This window comes from Salmonella sp. JXY0409-18 (genome assembly GCF_020268625.1).
GTDB lineage: Bacteria > Pseudomonadota > Gammaproteobacteria > Enterobacterales > Enterobacteriaceae > Salmonella > Salmonella enterica.
This window is the reverse complement of the sequence record NZ_CP084216.1, coordinates 964655-984690: the sequence shown is the minus strand read 5'-3', so window position 1 is coordinate 984690 and position 20036 is coordinate 964655. Positions and strand designations below refer to the sequence as shown.

Sequence of the window (20036 nt, the reverse complement as noted above, 5' to 3'; positions counted from 1 at the left end):
CCCGTCTCGTAATGATGTCATGTTGCAATGTCCATATACTGTAAAATCAATCCCTTAGACAGTAATGTCCAGCCATCAAGCGCGACAAAAAGCACCAGCTTAATAGGTGTAGATATCGTCACCGGACTCATCATCATCATCCCCAGCGCCAGTAGCACGCTGGATACCACTAGGTCGACGACAACAAAGGGCAAATAGAGATAAAAACCAATTTTAAACGCGCTTTTTATTTCGCTCAGCGCATAAGCAGGTAATAACGCAAATATTGATGGTTTTTCAATTTCATCTTTGTCACGCTTTACCGTCTCGGTCTCTTCTCCATACTGACGCTTCAGTTGCGCGTTTTCAAAAAACTGAACTAACTCGCGATCTGAATATTTGATCAGATAATCGCGATAACCATCCAGACCTTCATCAACGTGTTTACTTAATGACGAAATATCATTAAAGGTGACATCTTCGTCCTCAAAATAGACGTAGGCATCATGCATTATGGGCCACATAACAAACATAGAAAGCAGCAATGCGACGCCGTTAAGCGTCATATTTGAAGGTATCTGCTGCAATCCCAGGGCGTTACGCACCATGACAAATACAATAGAAAATTTAACGAAACAGGTTCCTGACGCAATAATAAATGGCAACAGGGTGGAAAATGCCAGTAAGGCAATTAATGAGATATCATTCCCCATTACCAGACTCGCTCAGCCATTCATGGATCTCAACGCCTAAGGTGTCATTCATCTGTACCAGTTCGCCATTACCCAGCAAAACACCATTCGCCATAATTTCAACGTTAAGTTCAGCATTGGTCGGCAGTGATAATAGCTGCTGCTGCCCCATGGTTTCGAGTTCGGCGAGGGTAACGTTCTTACGATACAAAACAAATTCCAGTTTGACGGGCAATTGGTTCAAGCCAGGCAGAGTTTCTGCAGTTTCAGTTGTATTATTTTCTTCTTCGATATGTTGAATATCTAACGTTTCCACAATAATTCCCCCTTCAACACGGTTGAAATGACCTAACTTTTTCGCGTAGCAATAAACTTCCGCACGGGAAGTACGAATCAGGAGTACATCTCCGATCCCGATTCGGCCCAGCAACGAACGCTGCGTATCACTGCTACCGATTACAAAGCGCAACGGCCAATGCAGCATTTTCGGCCTGCCGCCCCCGACTGCAGGCAGTTCAGGAAGATATTCAAACCACAGGCCGCCCCGATCGCTCATAATGTGCAACAATTTCCCTTCCGGCAGCGCGCTTCCCGGCACGGGGTTCTCTACGCATAAACGCCGACAGGACAAATGCGGCACGGGCAACTCAAACGGTCGCTCTGTTGCAGCAAGCCAGGGAACGACCAGGTGCTCAGCGCCAGCAGAAACCGCCGCCCCCGCCAGAGCGGGAGAGACATGCTCAAGCCAGTCCCCAGGTTGAATCCACGCCGACCACCGTTTTTCTGCATCGCTCAACCGAACCCACATTCCCTGTCGCGTCGGATATTCCAGCGTAGCTTCCTGGCCATGGCGCTGGCATTCTGTCGCGGTTTGCGCCAATAGCCATTCGCGACGATCAATCTGTCTCACACGCAATGACATCAGGCGTCATCCTCCTCGCCAGATTGCTGTCTGTGCTGTTGCTGCTGCGGATTTTGTTGATCGTCTCGCGTCAGGTGCCAGCGCTGGGGATTACCGTTTTGCCATTGATCATGCAAACGATGTTCAACCTGCGTATTTGACGGTATTAACGAAAACTCCCCTGCTTGCCGCGCCTGAATATTGACGGAATAGTCATTTCCCCAGCGCTGAAAACGGTAAGTCAGTGAGCTATCCTCCCCTTTCACGCCATCGGCAGTGGGAAAAATAGTCATCATCGGCTTTGATTGCGCCGCTAAAGGCATTTTTTCATCGCCGCCGGTTAATTGGCTAAGATCGGCGATAGTGGTTGGTTGCAGCGGAAGCTGAGAAACATCTTTAACCTTTTTATGATCTTTATCGTCAGGCTTACCGGTATTGGCTGCGGCCATTCGGGCAGGTGCGACATCCCGCGCCAGCGGCGCGCCCTCTTTACGAACGCCTTCACCCGCGATGGCTTTATTATCCCCAGGCAATGCCTTGATATTATCGTCAGAGATTCCCGTGGCGTTATCGGTTACTTCACTAACGGATTCCACAGCTTTTAAATCAGCAGATAATTTTTTACCACTTACGCTTTCTAACGGCCTATTTTTAGACGATAGCAACGCTGCGGATTTATCTACTTTGGCCTCCGCAGAGATCAAACCGACAGATTTTTCAGCAGTGACTTTCAACAGTTTTTCAGCAATCCTGAGTTCGCCTTTTCCGTTATGATGCAGACCAGAAACGTTGCCATTGTGATGTTCTGATTTCGCTAGCGCGCCATGTCGCCATGCCGCCAGCAATACCGGTAAAGCCGTTTCTTTATGCATTACGAAAGCATCGCCATAGTCGCGATCTTTTTTATGATCGGAATATTCTGTCTTATGTTTTTCCACCGCTTTTTTTAATGCTTCTGATAAACCGCCAACCTCATCCTGCTGCGGCAGTAAAATGTTCCCGGATGAACTGACAGCTGACACATCGCCCATTAAATTATCTCCTCTGACTCGGCCTCTTCCTGCTGTATCTCTCGCTGGATATAGTGTCTTTTCTGACGGATTATCCAGCGTTGATAGTTCCCTTCTTTGCGCAACCAATATTTACTTTTTTTCTGAAACTCTTCCCTTTTCTTTTCCAGCTCGCTCCGTTTTTCCTGAATTTGTATAATCTGGAGTTCTAAATCTTTTATCTGCCGGCGAACAATAGACTGCTTACGTAATAACGTATAAATTTCCTCACGACTGAGCTGTCTGTTTTCTGCACGCAGCGTATCTAATAACAATTTCAGACCCGCTATTTGTTCAAGGATCGCCTCCTCCTCGGCCTGCAGCCCGCGGTCCTCATCCTGATAGCGAAGTAATATCGACTCACACTGTGAATGAAATACCGTACAGCGCCGCTGCAATACTTTAATTCTGGTCAGCGAATGCATTCATACCGCTCAACGTGTCATCAAAGGATGAATATTGCGCTACCGGCTGGCATAACCAGGCTTTCAGGCTATCCCGCATCTGCATCGCCCGATCGTTATCGATATTTTCGCCAGGACGATATTCTCCCAAGTCAATGAAAAGCTGGAGCTCTTCCAGACGCGTCATTAATTTACGCACGGCAGATGCCTGTTCAGCATGTGTCGGCGTCGTGACTTGTCCAAAAACGCGGCTTACGCTTTTCAGTACATCGATTGCCGGGTAATGTCCCTGCCCGGCCAGCTTTCTGCTCAGATACAGGTGACCGTCAAGGATAGAGCGAATTTCATCCGCCATCGGGTCCGCCTCTTCCTCGCTTTCCAGCAGTACCGTATAAAAGGCAGTAATGCTTCCCTCGCTGGTCGCCCCGGGGCGTTCCAGCAAGCGGGGCAAATTATCGAATACGGAGGCGGGATAACCTCGACGGGCCGGACGCTCTCCCGACGCCAGTGCCACGTCTCGCAAAGCACGCGCATAACGGGTCATGGAATCGATAAAAAGCACGACCCGTTTTCCCTGGTCGCGAAAATATTCCGCTACGGTTGTCGCCAGTTGCGCTGCATTGCAGCGATCGACCGAGGGGAAATCGGAAGTGGCAAAAACCAGCACGCATTTTTCTTTCTTATGCGAAGCGCGCAACATATCCACGAATTCAGTGACCTCGCGGCCTCGTTCACCGATAAGACCAATAACAAAAACATCCGCCTCCGTTTGCTCGATCAGCATATGCATCAGCATGGTCTTACCGCATCCTGCGGAGGCAAAAATGCCCATTCGCTGGCCTACGCCACAGGTCAATAACCCGTCAATCGCGCGCACACCGGTAATCAGCGGTTCACGGACGCCAACGCGCGAAGCGTAAGAAGGCGGTGCGACATCAATAACGCGTTCTTCGCTAATCGGCGCCACTTCAGGGGTAAAACGCTCAACGATTTTCCCTGTCGGATCCAACACCGCGCCTAATACCGAGTATCCCACCCACGCCGATAACGCACGTCCAGTGGGATAAAGCACGACATCGCGGCTCAGCCCCTGGGCATTGCCGATAAGGCTCAGCACGGTGCGTTCCCGCTGTAAGCCAACCACCTGCGCACGTGCAACAACCTGTTTTTGGTGCCAGCCACGGCGTATTTCACACAGTTCGCCAATGGCTACATCGCGCAATTCCGCCTCAATAATTGGGCCGGTTATTTTTTGTGGGTAGGCCAGATATTGCAGTAAACGAGGTGTTTTCATCTCATTAGCGACCGACTAAAAACTTCCAGATAGTTGTAAAACCCATTCAAGGCAGTAGAGAACTTTTCACCGTCAGATAAAAAATCCGGATGCACTAAGGCTTTAAGCGTTAGCTCCCCATTCTGCTCCCCCAGTAGTAATTGCCCGCCGCGGGCAAAATGGCATCCTTCCATTATGGTCATTAAGATTTCATAAGCCCGCTGTTGTAATACCACCATGCTGTCAGCACCCAATTGCGCCCAGATCCATACATCATCGTCCTTGACGCTGATACAGATACTTGGCAATGCAAATAAATCCAGAACAATTGTTGAATGGCTATCTATTCCTCCGATGAGTGAAGGATCGCAACCACTTACTTCCAGTGCGGAACGAACTAATTCAGCGATATCCAAATGTTGCATAGATCTTTTCCTTAATTAAGCCCTTATATTGTTTTTATAACATTCACTGACTTGCTATCTGCTATCTCACCGAAAGATAAAACCTCCAGATCCGGAAAACGACCTTCAATCATTTTCTTAATAAATCGACGGACATCGACAGACGTAAGGAGGACAAGATCTTTATGTGCAATCAATAAATCATCCAACTTAAGTGTAATGAGATCCATCAAATTAGCGGAGGCTTCCGGGTCAAGGCTGAGGAAGGTACTGCCAGAGGTCTGACGGATCCCTTTGCGAATAACATCCTCAACTTCAGCAGATACCATTACTGCTCGTAATTCGCCGCCATTGGCGAATTTATGGCAAATATAACGCGCCATTGCCCCACGAATATGCTCCACAAGGTTAATGACATCTTTTTCTCTTGGCGCCCACAATGCGAGCGCTTCCATAATTAATTTCATATTACGCACGGAAACACGTTCGCTTAACAAACGCTGCAAAACTTCAGATATACGTTGTACCGTGGCATGTCTGAGCACTTCTTTAAGTAAATCAGGAAATTTCGCTTCCAGTTGGTCCAGCATATGTTTTGTTTCCTGAATACCGAAATATTCATTGACGTTGCGCGCCAGCGTCACCGCCAGACAGTGGTAAAGCTCATCAAGCGCGTTCCGCAACACATAGCCAAGCTCCCGCAGTTTCTCCCCCTCTTCATGCGTTACCCAGAAATACTGACTGCTACCTTGCTGATGGATTGTTGGATTAATGCCAAAGGAAACAACTTCATCGGAATAATTTACCACTCGCATCAAATCAAAATAGACCGTAAATTGTTCAACACGGATCTCATTAATCAACAATACGATGCTGTTATCGTCCAGACCCTCGCCATCGCGTAACAATACTTCCGGCAGGCGCACGCCATAATCAATAAAGAACTGACTACGTAGACGCTCCGCAAGTTGAGCTTTTTCCAGATCTTCACGCCGGCTCTTCGGCACAAGTAATATCAACGGTACGGTTTCTGTAGAGACTTTATCGAGATCGCCAATCAGTCCCAACGACGACCCTTCTTTTTCCTCAATACTGAGCGGCTGCTCGCCTTTACTGGTTTTAGGTTTGGCGGCGCTACGTTTTGCTTCACGGAATTTAAAATAGAAGAGTACGCTTAAAACCACCGATAAAATAACAAATACCGGCAGCGGGAATCCCGGCAGAGTTCCCATTGAAATGGTCAAAATAGCCGTAACAACCAATACAAATGGGTTGTTCAACAGCTGCGTCATGATATTCCGCCCCATATTATCGCTATCGCCATTTACGCGAGTCACGATAAAACCGGCACTAATCGCAATCAACAATGCGGGGATCTGGGCGACAAGACCATCACCAATGGTCAGCATGGTATAAGTAGACAGGGCGGAGGACAAATCCATACCATGGCGGGTCATCCCCACCGAAATACCGCCAATAAAGTTCACAAAGATAATAATGATGCCGGCAATAGCGTCACCTTTGATAAACTTCATCGCACCGTCAAAGGAACCGTAAAGCTGGCTTTCCCTTTCCAGTACACTTCGCCGTTCGCGCGCGGCATCCGCATCAATAATACCGGCCTTCAAATCGGCATCAATACTCATCTGTTTACCGGGCATACCATCCAGAGAAAATCGGGCCGCGACTTCCGCGACGCGTTCTGAACCTTTGGTAATAACGATAAACTGGACCACGGTGACAATAGAGAAGACAACAAAACCCACCGCCAGGCTATCGCCAATAACGAATTGCCCGAACGTGGCGATAATTTCACCGGCATCGGCTTCAATCAATATAAGACGGCTGGTACTGATCGATAATGCCAGACGAAAGAGCGTGGTAATTAACAGTACCGCAGGAAACGTTGAAAAACTGAGGATTCTGTCAATGTAGAACGACCCCATAAACACCAATATCGCCAGTACGATATTCAGTGCGATCAGGAAATCAACCAGATAGGTAGGTAATGGAATGACGAACATAGAAATGATCATCACCATTAGTACCAGAATCAGTAATTCAGGTCGTAAACGAGCACTGTTAAGTAGAGAAAGCAGCACTATAGGTATCCTGTTAATATTAAATTAAGACAGCTTTTCAATAGTACGACGCTGTTCTGCCATTTCATGCTTGTAGGCAATATCGGTCATACTACGTAACGCCATTAACAATTCTTCCTGCCAATATTCTTCATAAAAGAGTGAAGAGGGTATGGCTTTACATACTTGATAAAATATCTGCAAAAAGGATGCATGTTCTTTATGACTAAGCAATAACGCATTCAAACCTATAATATCGGCTAACAGCGAATCCACTTCATGTGGCTGTTGCAATAGCGAAAGCATCAGTAGTAGCCACGACGACTCCTCCGCATTAAACGCTTTGGTAAACGAATACGACAATAATGTACTCACAAACAGTAGGTCAGCGGAGCGCAACATTTTAAGTTGCGTCAGACGTCGTAAAAGCTGGCCAAACTCCAGACGCGAACAGCTGGCGTCATTCGCGTCAATATCGGTTAATAGCGAACCCTCGATAAAATCCAGTACCACCAGTCGACGTTGATAGCCATAACTGGCTATCCAGTCAGAGTAAATCTCCACTTCATGTGATTCACTCTGGATAAATTGCCGATAGCTGGCGCGCAATAAGCCTGGTTTTAACGATAATGTTTTCCCAAAAAGCCGGGCCTTCAACGCACAATTAATCCCTGCCTTGAGGGTCTTCGGATCGGTTTGCTCTTCAACGTGCTTAAGTAACGACTCCAGCTTTTTCCGCACGATCTCTTCCAGATCTTTACGACGAAGCAATTCGCGTAACACAAGGACTAAATCACTGGGGTCAGGAAATAAGCTACGCGCCTGACGTAAAAAATCTTCTAACGCGCCGCCATGTACGCTAATTAGCTTTAATATTTGCTTCGCCTTCGGTAAAGCCTCATCCTCCAGCACGCGTTCAAAACTATTAGATAAATTACTGGATTTTTTTTCATAATCGCGACGGTTACGAAATTGCGCCAGCGCCGCTGACATTTCGTCCGTCGACTGGACAAATTTTTGTACTTCCGCCCCTGGAGACGAATCCTCTGCGGCCTGTTGTATTTCCGCCTGCTGCGCATCAGTATGCTGGGTCGCATCCTGGTGAGATGTCTGCCGGGATAATATTCTGGAAAATGAAATACCGGAGGTTGAGCCAGGAATCATTTAATTGCCTCCTGACCTCTATCCAGATAAACACGAACCCATTTCTGTAACTTATCGTCCCCACTCCAGGCACCGCTTTGTTGCAGAATATTGTTTACCGATTCGCTGGCATCCGGCGTTAACGGGTCGACAATTTCTTTTGGTTCAATCATGAATACACGAACAACATTACTTTTATTCTTACTGGAATAACGGAACAGGCTACCAATAAGCGGTAATTTGCCTAAAAACGGAATACTTTGGACAGTATCGGTATTTGCATCCCGTGTATAACCCCCGACCAGCAAACTTTTTCCGTGCGGAACTCTCGCAATAGTGCTAATTAACGTTCGCCCGACTTCGGGTAACGCATCTACGGAGGTGGTAGTATCGGATTGCGGCGTCTTATCGTTGCCATCTTCAATGTCCAGCGACATTTCTATCTGACCATCTGCGGAAAAACGGGGCAGCACTCGGATCATTGTTCCGTATGTTACATGCTCAAGCGCCACATTACGTTCCCCAATCAGCTTGGTGTAAAACGTTCTGTTGTTATCAAAAATAGCGGGAACATTTTCCTGAGTCAGTAATACCGGGCGCGAAACCACCGTCGCCTGTTTCTTCTCTTCTAACGCATTTACCGCGGCGATGAATCGACTGCCATCAAGGGTACTTATTGAAGCCTGGTTTAATGACACGCCAAGTTTGTCCCCAATAGTAATGCTGCCGCTCCATGAAGTGCCCAAACGCTCCAGATCGCTTTTATTAAGATCGACAATCCACAGGGATAATTCTACGTGACGTTTGGCGACATCCAGCGCTTTAACCAGCATTTCGATAAAATGCACCTGCTCAGCCGTTCCTTTTACTAACAAACTGTTGGTATCCGGATAGGCCACGATTTTAATATTGCCCGCCGCGGCATTTTGCTTTAAAGCTTCCTGCAGACTCATGCCACCGGCATAATTTGCTGCTTTACCTTTTTCTCCATTCGCTGAAAACGCTGGCATCGCCGGAGGTTCGCTACTGACAATATTACCTAAGGGTTGCTCTTCTCCCTGCAATAACCTTTCAATCGCCGTAGCAATACCGGGGATAACCATTTTCTGATCGCGCAGATTGTAGGTACGATCGCCCACGAAGGTATTGTTCAGACGCATCACCCCTATTTTCTGGCGTCCCAGCTCAATACCATCGTTTTGCTTGTCCATCATGGTGGCGGCGTTGACCACCATATCAACATAGACGGGTGGCCCTGAAACATAGAATGTTCCTTTACGGTTATCGCCACGTAGCGGGTAATTTTTGTTATATAAACCTGAGCGTTTTAGAAAATTGTTGAACTCATTGAGTGAGACGTTGCGTAAAGAAACCACGGCATTGCGCATTTCACTGGCGTCATAAATATAGATAGCCTGCCCATCGAAATACCAAATCAGCCCCAGTTGTAGGGAAAGCTTCTCCAGTAATGCGTTAGGATCGTGAAACTCAAAGTTGCCCGTAATTTTTTTTCGTGCCGCCATTTTGCTAACAATGACAGGCTCCTTTAGCTGTAGCGCCATGGCATCGAAAAATGTCCGCAGGCTATCGTCTTTCGCAACAAACCCACTTCCCGTTACAGGTATTTTTTCACTAGAATAACCAGGTGCAACCAGAACAAGCGCGGCACATGCCAGCACTCTGGCCAAAAGAATATGTGTCTTCATTTGTCTGCCAATTGAATAATATTTGATAATTTCCGAGGCGAAACGCCGATCAGCTCTTTGATCTCACTAGAAAAATGTGAAGGCGATGAGTAACCATGATTAACGGCTAATTGGGTGATGTTCTCGTGGCCTTCTACACTATTCAGCAGCGATTGCGCCATACGCCAGTTTCGTAATTCACTCTTCGCTTTTCCGCCCAACGCTCTGCTGCACAAACGACGAAAATGGGTATAAGAAACGCCATAGTCTTCTCCCAGCATTCTCATCGTGTTGCCGCTGGTTGACTGAGCGAGTAAATAGCCAACCAACCAGTAACTCTCGCTTTTTCGTAACAGCGCCAGTACCTTATTGAAGGCCGGAGAAGGCGTAATAATTTGCTGCAAAAACCAGTACTCGCAGCGTTTACGATCTTGCCAAATAGCGCGAAACTCAGGACTCAGCAAAACCCATTTATCGGATTCAGCATATGTCGTGTCCACTAATCCTGCGCCATCGATAAATGCCAGTAATTTGCTGAGTACTTCAATTTTTAACGGTCGAAAAACCAGGTCTCCTGATACTGGTGCGACAACGGCCTGCTCGCAAAAAAGCAGCGCGCCTTCCTGAATCAGGCAGTTTTCATTGCGTCGGCTTTCAGAAAATGACATATGCAGCTTTTGCGCGGAACACGTCTGTATAAACCATGCTTCCGGGCTGCGGATTTTCCGCTTCTCTCCTTCTTTAAGTACTTCCTGCGTATTTAGCATAGTTGTCAGCACCAGTTAAAAATCATTTTAATATGTAAACAATACCGGGAGCGAGTGGCAAAATCCTGATGCAATCATTATGAAACTGATGCCACCCGCTAATTAAATTGGCCCACTTGCACAGCGCTTGATAATTTAAAATAGAAAATCAGCTCATAGTGTATAAATTCTGGCTTATTATTCTGCAGCAGCAAAAAATCAAATATTGTCATCGGGATGAAGAATTAATTATTTATATCAGAAGTTTTTTTTGCTAGCATTCCTGAAACGCATTCGCCCCCTTATCACTATTGTCAGATAACGTTCTGACGGTTGTGTAAAAACATTGTGCCTCATTCTTCTGTAGTTGGAGTTAATATGAAAAAATTTTATAGCTGTCTTCCTGTCTTTTTACTGATTGGCTGTGCCCAGGTGCCCCTCCCTTCCTCCGTGAGCAAACCGGTACAGCAACCTGGCGCTCAGAAAGAGCAACTGGCCAACGCAAATAGTATTGATGAGTGTCAGTCTCTTCCGTATGTGCCGTCAGACCTTGCGAAGAATAAATCATTATCAAACCAGAACGCTGATAATTCCGCATCAAAAAATAGCGCAATCAGCTCAAGCATTTTTTGCGAAAAATATAAACAAACCAAAGAACAGGCGCTCACCTTCTTCCAGGAACATCCACAATACATGCGTTCGAAAGAAGATGAAGAGCAACTCATGACCGAATTTAAAAAAGTTTTACTTGAACCAGGAAGTAAGAATTTAAGCATATATCAGACGTTACTTACTGCCCATGAAAGACTGCAAGCCTTATAAGGCCATATCACAGTTGGCTGAACTCATCATGATATAATTAAGACCATATTTTGCATTGCCACTTAATATCAATATAATTATTATAGCTATGGTCACTTTTACGGTTGGCCATTTGTCTCTTACGTTGCATTTATCAATCTGCTTTTTGATACAGCAGCACCTCGCTGCTGCTTTTTTTATTTGCGATAAAGAACTGCCTCCCAGACTCGGGAAAATAGCCGAAACTTATACTGACAAACTATCGTCTCGTATATCGCGGTAAACTGACATCCCCCTCTTTCTCCACATGTTGGCATTCTTACGATATCCCATCCACTTTTCGCGGATAACGTTCTTTTTACCCGTGACAACGTATTGACGACCAAGCTAGTATAGCGGCAGAAACGTCCCGATGTCTGGAATGAATGGCAAACAGTCTATAAGGTGATTGAATGGATACGACAGAAGAACTAAACGGAACCTACTTCTACCACGGACAATCGAACCTGTCAGCAGGTGAACTATTTGATGTAATTTTCCTTGAGCAATTTTGTGATGAACCTGGGATTGGCATTGAGTCAGGTGCTGCTATCCTCGCCGGGCAACCGTGGTTAAAAACCAGAACGAAACCGGGAGAGGCAATCAAAGGGACAAGTGTTATCTCCAGGTATGGGAGAATGCTTTTACGAAATGCACGAACTCCTTTTGGTATTAGAGTTCCTACACCCGTTGGTATAAGAATGCGAAAAACAAATAATCTTGCCGCAGTCATAGCACGATATGTTCCATGGTTAGGTTGGGTTGGTCTTGTGAATTCAATTTACCAGGTATCAAGGAGAACTCAGGCAAAATACAACCTAATAGCACGCCCTAAAGATCGTATACAATGGACATCCTTTTGATGGACACAATTCAGCAAGAGGTGTTAGCACTCTTCCGTGAAGAGATTCCCGGATATTTAGACAGCAATTGGAAAGAAATCCCTTTAGAACTTGATTCTGATTTATTTGAAGCTCCAGGCGATGACCTGCATGAAGCTTTGGATAAATTTGAAAAAAAATTTAATGTAGATTTATCACAAGTTAAATGGTCGTGTTATTTTCCCTGGGAGAATACTCCACTGCTTACACGATGGTTTAAATTAAAACGGGAAGATGTAGAACGAACTCGTACACCTTTAACAATCAGAATGTTTTCTGAGTCAGCGAAAGCTGGGAAATGGCTTTATGATTAGTGAAAAATATGTCGAATTAATCAGGAGTTAATTACTATGAATTTTGTTATTTGGCGCAGTATCATTAAACGATCAACCCCTTTCCTTGTTGCTGTCGTTTAAAACGCTTTATGCTACTTTATCTGCATCTGGTAGGTTATGACAACATGAGGCTTTGTTGAATAATTCAGAATCGGCCAACGATAAGGATACAGGACTCCCACCGGAGCACTCGTTATACGAGCCTGACGCTGGTCGACATTGCCAACAACATCATCCGGTTCAGCGCTTTGAGCATCGCCATCGCTTCACCCACCTGCGCGTCATAGTTTCGCAGGCTCAGATGGCCGCCCAGCAAGGTTTTGATACGGAACATGACCGTTTCCGCTACTGAACGACGGTGATGGCCCACTTTCTTTTTCCAGACCTCATTGCTGCCGCTCAGATGTTGATTTGCCACCGCGTGGTTACGCTCATGGTACTTGCCCGGCCAATATCGCGCACCGCTTCGTGGCGGGATTAGTGGCCTGATTTTTTTCCTCAACAACACATCATGGCAATAGCGCGTGTCATAAGCGCCGTCAGCCGAGGCTTCCCTGATTTTACAGTGAGTCTTGCTAATCAGCCCCGGCAGTGCCTGCGTATCCGTCGTGCCGCTGAGCGGGAAAGTATGCCTTTGCAATTAATCAGTAAAGTGTTGCGCGAGAAATCGTGCATCTTTCAAGCACATCGTCTACTTTAATTAACCGATTCATAAAATATATATTATCTGTTCATTTCTAGCTTGTAGGCTATTTTAATAACTGTGTATTTTAAAGAATAAAAATTAATATTACCCTACTTCTTTGTTATAATACCAGCCTCCAAAATTGTGCTATAGGAACATCATGGAATTAATTCGTTATGCTGACATCAACAGCGATCTCTATCGCCACATTTGGGTCGTTGGTGATATTCATGGATGTTACTCCTTATTGTTAGCCAGACTAGCTCAGTTAAATTTCTCTCCTGATACCGATCTCTTGATCTCCACTGGAGATAACATTGATCGAGGAAAAGAAAACCTTGAAACACTGAGACTGTTAAATACCTCATGGTTTATTTCTGTAGTGGGTAATCATGAAGCTATGGCGCTTGACGCTTTTGAAACACAGGATGGCAATTTCTGGTATGTAAACGGTGGTTACTGGTACGACTCGGTCACCGAAAAAGACAGGCAAGAAGCCACTGAACTATTACTAACTTTTAAGCAGCGTCCTCACATCATAGAGGTTGAAACGTCCTCAAAGAAGTACGTGATTGCCCATGCCGATTATCCAGATGACAGCTACGATTATGAGAAGCAAGTTGATATTGATAGCGTTCTATGGTCACGCGATCGTCTGCTTGGTTCGTTACAGGGGAATATCCATCCAATACGCGGTGCGGATACTTTCATCTTCGGCCATATGATTGTTGACTACACAACAACATTCGCCAATCAAATCTACATTGACACCGGTTCTTTCTGTTCAGGCAATCTGTCTTTTTTTAAAATAAAGTAATCTGGAAATAGAATTATATAATATCAACCCTCCCTGAATTATGGGCAATGATATAGCCTTCAATAAGTACCATTGCCCATTCGTAATAGCGTCTAAATTTCGCGTTTTTCTGCCCATTTCAGCATTAAGATCGCAGGCCAAAAAAACGAAGCCGTAATCCGACGCAGGTAGTTACTCGATCACCTGAGACGAGTAAAGATCGCACAGCTCCAGATACCTATCGGAAGAAAGCGCAATAACCGTGGTGGCGAAATGGATCGGCTTGCCTTCATGCAACACAATCTTGATTACAGTCTCGAGTTCGGAAGCATCCGTTTCCCTCTTAATTTTGTTGGGATTTCTCTTTGTTGCGAGCATGGTCTGAACTAATTGCCTGGTTACTTGCCTTGTTTCGTCAATATTTGGAAAATCGAACACATTTCCAACTTTTACTTTCAAGACAGAACTTGGCTTCCTACCCTCACTGACATTACGATCTGACGAGGCTACTCTTCGCTGGATTACGTAGGTTTTTTTCGTCAAACTGGCTTTTACCCCGAAACCAGCAGGAGCTTCTCTGTGGTCATCGAAAACAATGTTGAGTTTTTGAGCTGGGTTAGCTTCGAAAACGATTTTTCCAGAGCGACTGAGTGCAGGCTTAACATTGATACTTAACTTGTTGATAATGAAAGGCTGGCTGAGAGTTGTTTTCAAAGTATCACCCCTGTTGTAGTCCAGGAATGATGAGAATGTAACCTGTCACATTTTAGGCTACAGGTGAGCTACAAATTTATGGGTTTATGTGAGTTTATAAGGGTTTTACCTGGGGCCACATGAGCACTTGAAAGAATAAAAAAACGAGTAAAATCAATATGAATGAGTCATTTGATAAGGACTTCTCCAACCACACACCAATGATGCAGCAGTATCTCAAGCTGAAAGCCCAGCATCCGGAGATCCTGCTCTTTTATCGTATGGGAGACTTTTACGAGCTGTTTTATGACGACGCAAAGCGTGCGTCGCAGTTGCTCGATATTTCGCTGACCAAACGCGGCGCATCGGCTGGCGAACCTATCCCTATGGCGGGTATCCCGCACCACGCCGTAGAAAACTACCTCGCGAAACTGGTCAATCAGGGCGAATCCGTCGCTATTTGCGAACAGATTGGCGATCCGGCCACCAGCAAAGGTCCCGTTGAACGTAAGGTCGTGCGTATCGTTACGCCTGGCACCATCAGCGATGAAGCCCTGTTACAGGAGCGTCAGGATAACCTGCTGGCGGCTATCTGGCAGGATGGTAAAGGCTACGGTTACGCCACGCTGGATATCAGCTCCGGGCGCTTTCGTCTGAGCGAACCCGCCGACCGTGAAACGATGGCCGCAGAGTTGCAGCGCACCAATCCCGCCGAACTGTTGTATGCCGAAGATTTTGCTGAAATGGCGTTAATAGAGGGACGCCGGGGTTTGCGCCGTCGCCCGCTGTGGGAGTTTGAGATTGATACCGCCCGCCAGCAGCTAAATCTGCAATTCGGTACGCGGGATCTGGTCGGTTTCGGCGTCGAAAATGCCTCGCGTGGATTATGTGCGGCAGGCTGCCTGTTACAGTACGTAAAAGATACCCAGCGCACCTCCCTGCCGCATATTCGTTCCATTACGATGGAACGCCAGCAGGACAGCATCATTATGGATGCCGCCACCCGCCGCAATCTGGAAATTACCCAGAACCTGGCCGGCGGCGTCGAAAATACCCTCGCCGCGGTGCTTGACTGTACCGTGACGCCAATGGGTAGCCGAATGCTTAAACGCTGGCTGCATATGCCGGTACGAAATACCGACATATTGCGTGAACGCCAGCAGACCATCGGCGCCTTGCAGGACACCGTCAGCGAACTGCAACCGGTGCTGCGTCAGGTCGGCGATCTGGAGCGTATCCTTGCGCGTCTGGCGCTGCGCACCGCGCGTCCGCGCGATCTCGCCCGAATGCGTCACGCCTTCCAGCAGCTGCCGGAGTTGCACGCTCAGCTTGAAACCGTTGACAGCGCGCCGGTACAGGCGTTGCGTAAAAAAATGGGCGATTTCGCCGAGCTGCGCGACCTCCTGGAACGCGCCATTATTGACGCGCCGCCGGTACTGGTCCGCGACGGCGGCGTTATTGCGCCCGGCTACCATGAAGAGCTGGACGAATGGCGCGCGCTGGCGGACGGCGCCACCGATTATCTCGATCGTCTGGAAATTCGCGAGCGCGAGCGTACCGGGCTGGATACGCTGAAAGTCGGCTATAACGCGGTACATGGTTATTACATTCAGATTAGCCGTGGTCAAAGCCATCTGGCGCCCATCAATTATGTGCGTCGCCAGACGCTGAAAAATGCCGAACGCTACATTATTCCTGAGCTAAAAGAGTACGAAGATAAAGTTCTGACCTCGAAAGGCAAAGCGCTGGCGCTGGAAAAACAGCTATATGACGAATTGTTTGATCTGCTGTTGCCGCATCTGGCCGATTTACAGCAGAGCGCCAACGCGCTGGCGGAGCTGGATGTGCTGGTTAACCTGTCCGAACGCGCCTGGACGCTGAATTACACCTGCCCGACATTTACCGATAAACCCGGTATCCGTATTACCGAAGGTCGCCACCCGGTGGTTGAACAGGTACTGAATGAGCCGTTTATCGCTAACCCGCTCAACCTGTCGCCGCAGCGCCGGATGTTGATCATTACCGGCCCCAATATGGGCGGTAAAAGTACCTATATGCGGCAAACAGCATTGATCGCCCTGCTGGCCTATATCGGCAGTTACGTTCCGGCGCAAAACGTGGAAATCGGCCCCATCGACCGTATTTTTACCCGCGTCGGCGCAGCGGACGACCTGGCTTCCGGGCGTTCGACCTTTATGGTGGAGATGACCGAAACCGCGAACATTCTGCATAATGCCACGGAAAACAGTCTGGTATTGATGGATGAAATCGGGCGCGGTACCTCCACGTATGACGGGCTGTCGTTGGCCTGGGCCTGCGCGGAGAATCTCGCGAATAAGATTAAAGCGTTAACGCTGTTCGCTACCCACTACTTCGAGCTGACCCAATTACCGGAGAAAATGGAAGGCGTGGCGAACGTCCACCTGGATGCGCTGGAACACGGCGATACTATCGCGTTTATGCACAGCGTGCAGGACGGCGCGGCAAGTAAGAGCTATGGCCTGGCGGTCGCGGCGCTTGCGGGCGTCCCTAAAGAAGTCATCAAACGCGCGCGCCAAAAACTCCGCGAGCTGGAGAGCATCTCGCCCAATGCGGCGGCAACGCAGGTGGACGGCACGCAAATGTCGTTGCTTGCCGCCCCGGAAGAGACATCGCCCGCCGTTGAAGCGCTGGAGAATCTCGATCCGGACTCCCTGACGCCACGCCAGGCGCTGGAGTGGATCTATCGGCTGAAAAGTCTGGTGTAAACGTGTCGGGCCCGATAGCGGCGCGTTATCGGGCCCACGCGCCGGAACAGGCTTTTCAGGCTGTGACTGTCGTTTCATGTAAATGACGCCAGACTATCCGTCCTCTTTCCCTTTTTAAAATAACCGTCGACCAGCGTACCGTCTCAGCCTGGCCCGGCAGTTGCTGTCGCTCACGATAACGCAGCGCGGCGCCTTCCGGCCACTCCGCCACAAGGTCAATGTGCTCAACCACGATAACCAGCCCCGGGCGACACCCGCGCTGCGCCTGGAAAAAAGCGCCGAGCGCCGGATAATCCAGACAAACACCGCCTGGCGTTATCATCGTAAAATCAGCAGCGAAACGCGCTATCAACGCCTCCAGGCTACCCATCCCCTTACTAAGCCAGTTCTCAATCGCCGCATGGGCGTGAATAATTTCTTCTTTATATGGATTCATGATCTTTCCTTTTTCAGGCACAGAAGCGCCTGTCTATTGTTTAGACAGACAGCGTAAATAAGGGGCAGCAGGGTGATACCGGCGGCGGCAATAAAGGTCCAGCGATAAGCAACCTCAAGCAACATAACGCGCTGGAGCGCGTTTAACAGCAGCGTCAACAGCGTCGCGCCAAGGAAAAAGCTGATCTGACGATTAAGATTCCATAGCGCGCTGGCGTCAGGCATGTCCCGGCGAGCAATAGTCAGGAAAGCGCCACTCTGCGCGGTACTGCTGCACAAACTGCCGCCAGCGCCCATTAAGGCGAATATCATCATCAGTACACGGTGCGATGTCGCAGGCGTAACGTTAGTTAAAAGCAGTATCCCTGCTGCCTGAAGAAGACAGCCGACGATAATCAGCGGACGCGGCCCAAGCCGATTGAAGTAACGTCCGGTAAGCATAATGGCGACAAATGAAGCGATCGACCAGGGAAGCATCAGCGACCCCGCCGCCGCAGGCGATAGCTGCGCGACGTTCTGTAGATAAAACATCCCGACCACGCTGATACCAATGAACATACCCGGCACACACAGATAGACGATCATGGCAAAACGCAGCAGCCTGTCCGTCAACAACGGCAGATGGAGTAATCTTGCTGACGCCATTGTCGTCGACGCGACGTTCAGCCAACGATAAGCGAGCAATAAGGTGAGAACGGCCACCGGCAGCGTGGCAAAGAATATCCAGCGCCAGCCGCACGTTTCCACCAGCAGCCCACCAATCGCAGGCGAACATGCCGGCGCCAGTAGCGCCACCATCATGACAACCGATGACACGCCAGCGCGTTCATGCGGTTTAAACTGTTGCCAGGTTAACGCCTGACCAACCGGGATCAATAAGCCACCGCCCGTCCCCTGCACAATACGCCAGAAAACAAGGCTGTGTAAGGAATCGGCAAAACCTGCGGCAGCGGCGGCAACGCTAAACAGGATGAGCGAAAATATGATCAGCCGTCGAGCGCCGAGATAACGCGAAAGAAACGCGCTAAACGGAACGATCAGCGTTAATCCTGCGATATAACCATTACTCACCCATGCCAGCGCCGATATGGACGTATGCAGATCCACGGACATCGCAGGAAAAGCCACGCTGGCAATAAACAGATTAATCAGATCAAGAAAGAAGCCGAGCAGGTAAACCACTGCCACTTTACTGCGATACGTCATTATGCATCCTCCGTCAGAGGCGCTAATGTAGCCGTCCGGAGAAAGCCAGATAAGTCCGCGCTTCAACGATATACTGTCAAAATAATTTTGACAGTAAAGGAGCTCGCCATGCTCAATTTGCAGCGTATGTCGCTGTTTATCGCCGTGGTAGATAGCGGCAGCTTCACGGCCGCCGCCGCCGCATCGGGCCAAACAAAAGCGGTAGTGAGTTTTAATATTCGGCAGCTTGAAAAAGAGCTTGGCGTAACGTTACTGCTACGTTCCACCCGACGATTGACGCTCACAGACGCCGGCGTCCTCTTTTACCAAAAAGGCGTGAATTTACTCAATGCCGCGAAAAATTTGCAGGATGAAGTGCGTGCCAGCCATAGTGGGCTGGGCGGCGAGTTACGTATTACCACTACGCCCGAGTTTGGCGAACAGGTGGTCATTCCGGTACTGGCGCAGTTTAGTCAGCGCCATCCCGATCTCCGTATTCGGCATATGTCCTCATCACATCATGCCGATTTAATTGCCGAGCGCTTTGATGTGGCGATTCGGCTTGGCTCGCTGGCGGACTCCCGCTATCGCGCCGCGCTGATATCCCGCTTTACCATTCTGCCGGTCGCCGCGCCGCAGTGGCTCGCCCGCCCCCCCGTGTCGTCGCTGGAGTCGTTGGCTCAGGCGGAATGGATTATTCATGAGCGATTACCTACGCCGCTACGGTGGACAGTAACGAATAATCATGGCCAACACTCACGCCTGGAGATAAGCAAAGCCGGCAAAATTTCTGTCGACAGCGCGCGCTCGCTGATGGCCTTCGCTCTCGCGGGAAGCGGCGTCGCATTACTGCCGCAATGGTTAGTCAACACCGCACTGGAGGATGGAACGTTAATTCACGTGTTACCCGACTATCATTTTCCCCGTCAGGGCATTTATGCCGTTTATCCGGACGCCCGCCATGTATCGACAAAAGTACGCGCATTTATTGATTTTTTACGTTCGCAATGGGATTGCGGGGAGCACGCCCCATCATTGTAGCCAGCCCGGGAGCATTGCGCTCCCGGACGGATAATACCGTC

At 48.4% G+C, this 20036-nt stretch carries 19 protein-coding genes and 2 pseudogenes; 7 read left to right on the top strand and 14 right to left on the bottom strand.

What is annotated here, in order from left to right; translation table 11 throughout:
- Positions 1-17 precede the first annotated feature (17 nt).
- Genes spaP through invF form a run of 10 tightly spaced genes read right to left on the bottom strand, consistent with a single transcriptional unit; the run spans position 18 to position 10279 of the window.
- Complete coding sequence (spaP, locus tag LDB27_RS04720) at positions 18-692, bottom strand: SPI-1 type III secretion system export apparatus protein SpaP (protein WP_000526016.1); 675 nt, start codon at positions 690-692, stop codon at positions 18-20.
- Positions 682-1593, bottom strand: coding sequence for an SPI-1 type III secretion system protein SpaO (spaO, locus tag LDB27_RS04715; protein WP_000058729.1), 912 nt, complete (start codon positions 1591-1593; stop codon positions 682-684). The genes spaP and spaO overlap by 11 nt, the downstream gene beginning before the upstream one ends.
- Positions 1593-2603: an SPI-1 type III secretion system protein SpaN gene (gene spaN, locus LDB27_RS04710; RefSeq protein ID WP_000503092.1), complete on the bottom strand. Its 1011-nt coding sequence runs from the start codon at positions 2601-2603 to the stop codon at positions 1593-1595. Before spaN ends, spaO begins: the two co-directional genes overlap by 1 nt.
- Positions 2603-3046, bottom strand: a complete 444-nt coding sequence (gene spaM, locus LDB27_RS04705; RefSeq protein ID WP_000555884.1) for an SPI-1 type III secretion system protein SpaM — start codon at positions 3044-3046, stop codon at positions 2603-2605. The genes spaN and spaM overlap by 1 nt, the downstream gene beginning before the upstream one ends.
- Positions 3024-4319, bottom strand: a complete 1296-nt coding sequence (gene invC, locus LDB27_RS04700) for a SctN family type III secretion system ATPase InvC (RefSeq protein ID WP_000856766.1) — start codon at positions 4317-4319, stop codon at positions 3024-3026. The genes spaM and invC overlap by 23 nt, the downstream gene beginning before the upstream one ends.
- A complete protein-coding gene (gene spaK / locus LDB27_RS04695) occupies positions 4316-4723 on the bottom strand; it encodes an SPI-1 type III secretion system chaperone SpaK (RefSeq protein ID WP_001164066.1) in 408 nt (135 codons plus the stop codon). The genes invC and spaK overlap by 4 nt, the downstream gene beginning before the upstream one ends.
- A gap of 23 nt (positions 4724-4746) precedes the next feature.
- On the bottom strand, positions 4747-6804 hold the full coding sequence (invA, locus tag LDB27_RS04690) for a type III secretion system export apparatus protein InvA (protein ID WP_000927219.1): 2058 nt from the start codon (positions 6802-6804) through the stop codon (positions 4747-4749).
- A 24-nt stretch (positions 6805-6828) separates the two neighbouring features.
- On the bottom strand, positions 6829-7947 hold the full coding sequence (invE, locus tag LDB27_RS04685; protein WP_000612171.1) for a type III secretion system gatekeeper InvE: 1119 nt from the start codon (positions 7945-7947) through the stop codon (positions 6829-6831).
- Positions 7944-9632, bottom strand: coding sequence for a type III secretion system outer membrane ring protein InvG (gene invG / locus LDB27_RS04680; protein ID WP_000848100.1), 1689 nt, complete (start codon positions 9630-9632; stop codon positions 7944-7946). Before invG ends, invE begins: the two co-directional genes overlap by 4 nt.
- Positions 9629-10279 carry a type III secretion system transcriptional activator InvF gene (gene invF, locus LDB27_RS04675; protein WP_023217563.1) on the bottom strand — a complete coding sequence of 217 codons (651 nt, stop codon included), beginning with the start codon at positions 10277-10279 and terminating at the stop codon, positions 9629-9631. Before invF ends, invG begins: the two co-directional genes overlap by 4 nt.
- Positions 10280-10735: 456 nt before the next feature.
- On the opposite strand from invF, the gene invH reads away from it, so the two are divergent.
- From invH to LDB27_RS04655, 4 genes and pseudogenes are all read left to right on the top strand, one after another.
- Positions 10736-11179 (top strand): SPI-1 type III secretion system invasion lipoprotein InvH, encoded by a 444-nt coding sequence (gene invH / locus LDB27_RS04670; RefSeq protein ID WP_000715100.1) that lies wholly within the window; start codon positions 10736-10738, stop codon positions 11177-11179.
- Between the two features lie 431 nt (positions 11180-11610).
- Positions 11611-12060, top strand: coding sequence for an STM2901 family protein (locus tag LDB27_RS04665; protein ID WP_000381617.1), 450 nt, complete (start codon positions 11611-11613; stop codon positions 12058-12060).
- Entirely contained in the window at positions 12045-12392 is a 348-nt protein-coding gene (locus tag LDB27_RS04660; protein WP_001555786.1) for a DUF1493 family protein, read from the top strand. The genes LDB27_RS04665 and LDB27_RS04660 overlap by 16 nt, the downstream gene beginning before the upstream one ends.
- 49 nt (positions 12393-12441) lie before the next feature.
- Positions 12442-12534, top strand: a pseudogene (locus LDB27_RS04655) (GNAT family N-acetyltransferase); the annotation flags it as partial.
- 72 nt (positions 12535-12606) lie between these two features.
- On the opposite strand, the pseudogene LDB27_RS04650 reads toward LDB27_RS04655, so the two are convergent.
- Positions 12607-13032, bottom strand: a pseudogene (locus LDB27_RS04650) (transposase); the annotation flags it as partial.
- A 226-nt stretch (positions 13033-13258) separates the two neighbouring features.
- On the opposite strand from LDB27_RS04650, the gene pphB reads away from it, so the two are divergent.
- The gene (gene pphB / locus LDB27_RS04645; RefSeq protein WP_000420445.1) at positions 13259-13915 is read left to right on the top strand and encodes a protein-serine/threonine phosphatase; all 657 of its coding nucleotides are present in this window, start codon (positions 13259-13261) and stop codon (positions 13913-13915) included.
- Positions 13916-14086: 171 nt separating this feature from the next.
- Here the strand turns inward: pphB and LDB27_RS04640 are convergent, their stop codons facing one another.
- On the bottom strand, positions 14087-14608 hold the full coding sequence (locus tag LDB27_RS04640; RefSeq protein WP_000858986.1) for a hypothetical protein: 522 nt from the start codon (positions 14606-14608) through the stop codon (positions 14087-14089).
- Positions 14609-14766: 158 nt separating this feature from the next.
- Here LDB27_RS04640 and mutS point away from each other — a divergent pair, with 158 nt between their 5' ends.
- On the top strand, positions 14767-17334 hold the full coding sequence (gene mutS / locus LDB27_RS04635) for a DNA mismatch repair protein MutS (RefSeq protein WP_001005808.1): 2568 nt from the start codon (positions 14767-14769) through the stop codon (positions 17332-17334).
- Positions 17335-17389: 55 nt separating this feature from the next.
- Here the strand turns inward: mutS and LDB27_RS04630 are convergent, their stop codons facing one another.
- On the bottom strand, positions 17390-17770 hold the full coding sequence (locus LDB27_RS04630; RefSeq protein WP_001070472.1) for a DUF4440 domain-containing protein: 381 nt from the start codon (positions 17768-17770) through the stop codon (positions 17390-17392).
- Positions 17767-18975, bottom strand: coding sequence for an MFS transporter (locus tag LDB27_RS04625; RefSeq protein WP_000222408.1), 1209 nt, complete (start codon positions 18973-18975; stop codon positions 17767-17769). Before LDB27_RS04625 ends, LDB27_RS04630 begins: the two co-directional genes overlap by 4 nt.
- An 87-nt stretch (positions 18976-19062) precedes the next feature.
- Here LDB27_RS04625 and LDB27_RS04620 point away from each other — a divergent pair, with 87 nt between their 5' ends.
- Positions 19063-19995 (top strand): LysR family transcriptional regulator, encoded by a 933-nt coding sequence (locus LDB27_RS04620; protein WP_225519923.1) that lies wholly within the window; start codon positions 19063-19065, stop codon positions 19993-19995.
- The last annotated feature ends 41 nt before the right edge of the window (positions 19996-20036 follow it).

Bases quoted from the DNA above. Each gene is read 5' to 3' on its own strand.
- spaP (WP_000526016.1), bottom strand. From the start codon at position 692: ATGGGGAATGATATCTCATTAATTGCCTTACTGGCATTTTCCACCCTG.
- spaO (WP_000058729.1), bottom strand. From the start codon at position 1,593: ATGTCATTGCGTGTGAGACAGATTGATCGTCGCGAATGGCTATTGGCG.
- spaN (WP_000503092.1), bottom strand. From the start codon at position 2,603: ATGGGCGATGTGTCAGCTGTCAGTTCATCCGGGAACATTTTACTGCCG.
- spaM (WP_000555884.1), bottom strand. From the start codon at position 3,046: ATGCATTCGCTGACCAGAATTAAAGTATTGCAGCGGCGCTGTACGGTA.
- invC (WP_000856766.1), bottom strand. From the start codon at position 4,319: ATGAAAACACCTCGTTTACTGCAATATCTGGCCTACCCACAAAAAATA.
- spaK (WP_001164066.1), bottom strand. From the start codon at position 4,723: ATGCAACATTTGGATATCGCTGAATTAGTTCGTTCCGCACTGGAAGTA.
- invE (WP_000612171.1), bottom strand. From the start codon at position 7,947: ATGATTCCTGGCTCAACCTCCGGTATTTCATTTTCCAGAATATTATCC.
- invG (WP_000848100.1), bottom strand. From the start codon at position 9,632: ATGAAGACACATATTCTTTTGGCCAGAGTGCTGGCATGTGCCGCGCTT.
- invF (WP_023217563.1), bottom strand. From the start codon at position 10,279: ATGTCATTTTCTGAAAGCCGACGCAATGAAAACTGCCTGATTCAGGAA.
- invH (WP_000715100.1), top strand. From the start codon at position 10,736: ATGAAAAAATTTTATAGCTGTCTTCCTGTCTTTTTACTGATTGGCTGT.
- LDB27_RS04665 (WP_000381617.1), top strand. From the start codon at position 11,611: ATGGATACGACAGAAGAACTAAACGGAACCTACTTCTACCACGGACAA.
- LDB27_RS04660 (WP_001555786.1), top strand. From the start codon at position 12,045: ATGGACATCCTTTTGATGGACACAATTCAGCAAGAGGTGTTAGCACTC.
- pphB (WP_000420445.1), top strand. From the start codon at position 13,259: ATGGAATTAATTCGTTATGCTGACATCAACAGCGATCTCTATCGCCAC.
- mutS (WP_001005808.1), top strand. From the start codon at position 14,767: ATGAATGAGTCATTTGATAAGGACTTCTCCAACCACACACCAATGATG.
- LDB27_RS04630 (WP_001070472.1), bottom strand. From the start codon at position 17,770: ATGAATCCATATAAAGAAGAAATTATTCACGCCCATGCGGCGATTGAG.
- LDB27_RS04625 (WP_000222408.1), bottom strand. From the start codon at position 18,975: ATGACGTATCGCAGTAAAGTGGCAGTGGTTTACCTGCTCGGCTTCTTT.